The organism is Streptomyces phytophilus (assembly GCF_013870535.1).
Classification (GTDB): Bacteria; Actinomycetota; Actinomycetes; order Streptomycetales; family Streptomycetaceae; genus Streptomyces; species Streptomyces phytophilus.
In genome coordinates this window covers 1-4767 of the sequence record NZ_JACBXC010000407.1, presented here as the reverse complement: position 1 = coordinate 4767, position 4767 = coordinate 1, and the positions used below count along the sequence as shown (strand labels likewise).

The window sequence follows — 4767 nt, the reverse complement described above, 5'->3', positions numbered from 1 at the left end:
GAGACGGCGGACCGCCCGGTCACCGTGCTCGGGCCGTGGACCGGCCCGCAGGAGGACACGTTCGAAGACCTGCTGGACAGCCGGGGCTTCGACTACGTCTACCAGGGCACCGCCGCCCAGCGCGAGGTGCTGCTCTCCCAGGCGCAGGCGGGCACCCCGCCGGACATCGTGATCATGCCGGGACCCGGGGAGCTGGCTGTGTACGCCGCCGAGGGCCGGCTCGAACCGCTCGACGGGCGGGGGCTCTACGAGCCGGAGCAGTACGACGCCCCGTGGACGCCGCGGGCCACCGGGAAGTCCGGCAGGCACGTCTACTGGGTGCCGGTGCGGGCCGCGCTGAAGAGCATCGTCTGGTACCGGGCGGCCAACGGCAGGCCGGAGTTCGTCGGGGCCCGGGAGTGGTGCGTCGGCATGGGCGACGACGGCGCCGCCGGCTGGCCGGGCAGCGACTGGATCGAGGACCTGCTGCTCCAGACCGCCGGGCCGCGCACGTACGCGCGCTGGGCCCGCGGCGAGCTGGAGTGGACGGCGGAGCCCGTGGTACGGGCGTGGACGGCGTGGGGCGAGCTGATGAAGTCGGACGGCACCGGTCCGGCGCGCTGGGCGCTGCTCAACGACTACCGGGGCGCCGCGGGCGCGGCGGGGCTGCTGTTCGGCGGGCGGGCGGAGACCGACGAGCGGTGTGTGGCGGAGCACCAGGGCTCGTTCGCCCGCGACCTGTACGGGGACGCGGACGGCCGCGCGGACTACGCGCCCTCGACCGCGTACCTGCCGGGCGCGACGGTGCCGCGCGGGCGGGAGGTGAGCGGCGACTTCGCGGCGCTCTTCGACGACCGGGCCAAGGCGCGGGAGGTGTTCCGGTTCCTCGCCTCCCGCGAGGGGCAGCGGGTCTGGGCCGCCTCCTCGGAGTCCCCGGTGTACAGCGCCAACTCCGCGCGGGGCATGCCGCGTACGGCGGACGCGGTGACGCAGCGGATCGTCCGCGACCTGGAGGACACCGCGCTGCCGCGCTGCCTGGACGCCTCCGACGTGATGCCGCCGGCGGTGCGCGACGCGTTCTACGACGCGGCGCTGCAGTACCTCGCGGCGGACGGTCCCGACCCGCTGCCGTGGCTGCGCAGCATCCAGAAGGTGCAGGAGTTCGAGAAGCGGCGGCCGTGGATGACGGGCATCTGCGGCTGATCCGCCGCCCGGTACGGGCCCGGCCGCCCGTCCCCGTACCGGCTCCGTACCGGCGTCGCACCGGCCGCGAATCGGCCGTGAACTGCACAGACGGCGCCCCGCCCCTCCCGAGGCCCGGCCTCCGCCACTAGGGTCGGCCGCATGGCGACCGCGATCTCCGTCCAGGACCTGCGCAAGCGCTACGGCGACGTGCGCGCGGTCGACGGCGTCAGCTTCGAGGTGCGCGAGGGCGAGTTCTTCGGGCTGCTGGGGCCGAACGGCGCCGGCAAGACCACCACCCTGGAGATGGTCGAGGGCCTGCGCCGCCCCGACGAGGGCCGCGCGGTGCTGCTCGGCGAGCCGTCCTGGCCGCGCAACCCGGCGCTGCTGCGGCGCATGGGCGTCCAGCTCCAGGCGTCGGCGTTCTTCGAGAAGCTGACCGCCCGCGAGCAGATCCGCACCTTCGCCTCCCTCTACGGCATCGGCGACGAGCGGGCCGACGCGATGCTCGGCGAGGTCGGCCTCACCGAGAAGGCCGGCACCCGCGAGGACAAGCTCTCCGGCGGCCAGGCGCAGCGGCTGTCGATCGCCTGCGCGCTGGTGCACGACCCCGAGCTGGTCTTCCTCGACGAGCCGACCACCGGCCTCGACCCGCAGGCCCGGCGCAACCTGTGGGACCTGCTGCGCGGCATCAACGCCGCGGGCCGCACGGTCGTGCTGACCACGCACTACATGGACGAGGCCGAGGTGCTCTGCGACCGCGTCGCGGTGATGGACGCGGGCCGCATCCTGCGCATCGGGGCGCCCGCGGAGCTGGTCGCGGAGCTGGAAGTGGACTCGCTGGAGGACGTGTTCCTGCAGCTGACCGGGCGGGAGTACCGCGAGTGAAGCCGTTCGTCAGCCTGTCGAAGGCCATGGCGCTGGGGCTGCTGCGCGACCGCGCCTCCGTGTTCTTCATCCTCATCTTCCCGCTGATGTTCCTCGCCCTGTTCGGCGCGCTCTTCAAGGACGCGGGCGTCTCCCGCGCCACGGTGGTGCAGGTCGGCGCCGTCGAGGTCTTCGACGGGCTGCCGGCGAAGGCGCGGGCGGACCTCGACGGCGTACTGGAGATCGAGAAGTCCGGGGACCGGGCCGAGGCGCTGGCGAAGGTGCGCGACGGCGACGCCGACGCGGCCGTGTGGGAGGAGCCCGGCGGCAAGGTGCAGATGCGCGTCTCGGCCGCCGACCCGGTGCGGGCGGGCAGCGTCGGCGGGGTGCTGCGGTCCGTCGTGGACCAGGCCAGCATCGCGGCGACCGGGCAGGAGCCCGCGTACACGCTGACCGGCGGGCAGGTCGAGGACGAGTCGCTGCAGGCCATCCAGTACTTCACCCCCGGGCTGCTGGGCTGGGCGGTGGCGATGGGCGGGGTGTTCAGCGCCGCGCTCGGGCTGGTCAACTGGCGCAAGAAGCGCATCCTGCGGCGGCTGTGGCTGGCGCCGGTGCGCGCCGGACCGGTGATCTCCGCGCGCCTGGGCGTGAACATGCTGCTGGCCTTCGGCCAGACCGCCATCTTCCTGCTGGTGGCCACCATCCCGTACTACGGGCTGAAGCTGGACGGCGACTGGTGGCTGGTGATCCCGCTGGTGGCCTGCGGCAGCGTGGCGTTCATGTCGATCGGCTTCGCGATCGGCGCGTGGGCGAAGACGGAGGACGCCGCCAACGGGCTGGCGCAGATCGTCGTGCTGCCGATGGCGTTCCTGTCCGGCTCGTTCTTCCCGCTCGACGAGGCGCCGCCGTGGGTGCGGACGATCTCCGAGGCGCTGCCGCTGAAGCACCTGGTACAGGCGATGCAGGACGTGCTCACCCGCGGCGGGAGCTGGTCGGACGCGCTGCCGACGATGGGCGTGCTGCTGCTGACGGCGGCGGTCTTCACGGCACTGGCGCACCGGCTGTTCCGCTGGGACGCGGCATAACTCCCGGCCCCGGCACGCGGCCCGACTGCCGCCTCCGGTCAGCCTCAGTGAAGCGTCGCCTTTTGCGCCCAGCCGTGGAGAGAGACCTGTGGGCCGTTCTCCAGGTACCGGTGCAGCGCACTGGCGGTGGTCTCGACGAAGTCTTCCGGGAGGGAATCGAAGTCGATCCAGCTCACCTGGGCATGCTTGCGGGGCTCGCGGTTCTCCGCCACGCCGGTCCATGTGTGAGCGGTGAACACGATGGTCAGGAATCCGCTGGGAGCTTCCACTCCGCAGGCACCGTGGATCACGTGGGCCACCTGTAGCCCCTGGGGGTCTACTGTGACGCCGGTCTCCTCGTACAACTCGCGCACAGCCGTTGCGGTGATGGGCTCTCCGGGGTCGGATTTCCCTACCGGCAGATCCCACTGTCCTCGGGCGAATTTGGCCTGTGGGCCGCGCTGTAGAAGGAGGACCCGGTTGGTTGCCTTGTCATGGACGATGACAGCCGCGACGAGCAGCGTCATGGAGTCGGTGGCGGGCTGGAGAGCGCGTGGGTGATCGTCGGTGTGCGGCTGGGCCACGGTGATCCTCCCGTAGATCGGCGGCGCCGGGGACTTTTCGGCGTTGGTAAATCGCCAGGGTGGCGCGGATCGAGGCGATCGCCTTTCGGGTGCGGTCGGAGGCCATGCCGTTCATCAGGTCCAGGGTGCTCCAGGCGGCGATGGCTTCGTCGGCGCGGGCCTGGGCGCAGAGGCTGTCGCCGAGGTCGGCATGGGTGAGGGCATGGACGCGTTGGTACTTCTCGGGATCCCAGCGGACCAAGGCATCGCGGTGCTGCTGTTCGGCAGGGCGTCTTCTGCGGCCAGGAGGGCGCGGGCAGCGGGTGTCGTTTCGTTGGTGGCAGCGAAGGCTCGCGCGTGGGTGATAACGGCAGGGTCGAAAACAGGGCCGAGCAGCCGCAGGTGCCGTCAGGAGTCCGCCCCGAGCATCCGAACCGCCCCCCGGCGGTCCACGTCACCAGCTTCACCTACAGGCACGGCCCCATCCCCGTCGCGGACATCACGCTCGACCTGCGCCAGTTCGGCGAAGCCGCGCAACTGAAGCCGGACGACCTCACCGACAGAACCCGCTGCGACACCTGCACCCCCCTGGCGCCGGAAGCGGACGGCCTGCCCGAGCTGATCGAGGGGGTCGTCCGGCCACGAGTGATACCGCCTCCACAGAGGCGGTCCGATGACTCCTCGCCGCACGCTGCCGGTGTCGCCCGTGCGGCGGGGTGCTGAGCTGCTACGTGGTGCGGGTGCGGGACCCGGGTGCGGGGGTACGGCGCCGGGGTGGGCGGTGCTGCGTGAGGTGGGTCGGTGAACGCGGGTACGGCGCCGGGTGGCGGTGGTGCGTAGGGCAGCCGGTGAACGGGGGATCGGCAAAGGGAGTAGCTGTGTCGTTGGGGCTCCCCCCGGGCCACCCCGCTTGGGAGTGTGCGGGCCTCCGCCCGGTGTCAAGGGCGCTCCCTCCGCTTCGCTGCGGGAACGTCGCTGCGCGATGGGGCTTCGCCCCACCCTTGACACCGGACTCCGGCCCGTAAAAGACCAGCGGCTATGGGTGGCCCGGAGGGAGCGGGCACCCTCGACCCGGACTACGGATGCGGAGCCCCGCGGACGGGGCGGCCGGG

General features: G+C 72.5%; 5 protein-coding genes and 1 pseudogene. 4 read left to right on the top strand and 2 right to left on the bottom strand.

Annotated features, from left to right (window positions below):
* The 3 genes from H5J30_RS17985 to H5J30_RS17975 all read left to right on the top strand — a co-directional run.
* Positions 1-1182: extracellular solute-binding protein (locus H5J30_RS17985; protein WP_181788437.1), on the top strand; the 1182-nt coding region annotated here is incomplete at its 5' end.
* Between the two features lie 141 nt (positions 1183-1323).
* Entirely contained in the window at positions 1324-2049 is a 726-nt protein-coding gene (locus tag H5J30_RS17980) for an ABC transporter ATP-binding protein (protein WP_181788436.1), read from the top strand.
* On the top strand, positions 2046-3113 hold the full coding sequence (locus H5J30_RS17975; RefSeq protein WP_181788435.1) for an ABC transporter permease: 1068 nt from the start codon (positions 2046-2048) through the stop codon (positions 3111-3113). The genes H5J30_RS17980 and H5J30_RS17975 overlap by 4 nt, the downstream gene beginning before the upstream one ends.
* Positions 3114-3157: 44 nt before the next feature.
* Here the strand turns inward: H5J30_RS17975 and H5J30_RS17970 are convergent, their stop codons facing one another.
* Both H5J30_RS17970 and H5J30_RS36800 read right to left on the bottom strand, forming a co-directional pair.
* Entirely contained in the window at positions 3158-3676 is a 519-nt protein-coding gene (locus H5J30_RS17970; RefSeq protein ID WP_309505560.1) for an NUDIX domain-containing protein, read from the bottom strand.
* A 13-nt stretch (positions 3677-3689) separates the two neighbouring features.
* Positions 3690-4021: pseudogene (locus tag H5J30_RS36800) on the bottom strand (tetratricopeptide repeat protein); the annotation flags it as partial.
* Positions 4022-4057: 36 nt separating this feature from the next.
* Here H5J30_RS36800 and H5J30_RS17965 point away from each other — a divergent pair.
* Positions 4058-4378: a hypothetical protein gene (locus H5J30_RS17965; protein WP_220189053.1), complete on the top strand. Its 321-nt coding sequence runs from the start codon at positions 4058-4060 to the stop codon at positions 4376-4378.
* The last annotated feature ends 389 nt before the right edge of the window (positions 4379-4767 follow it).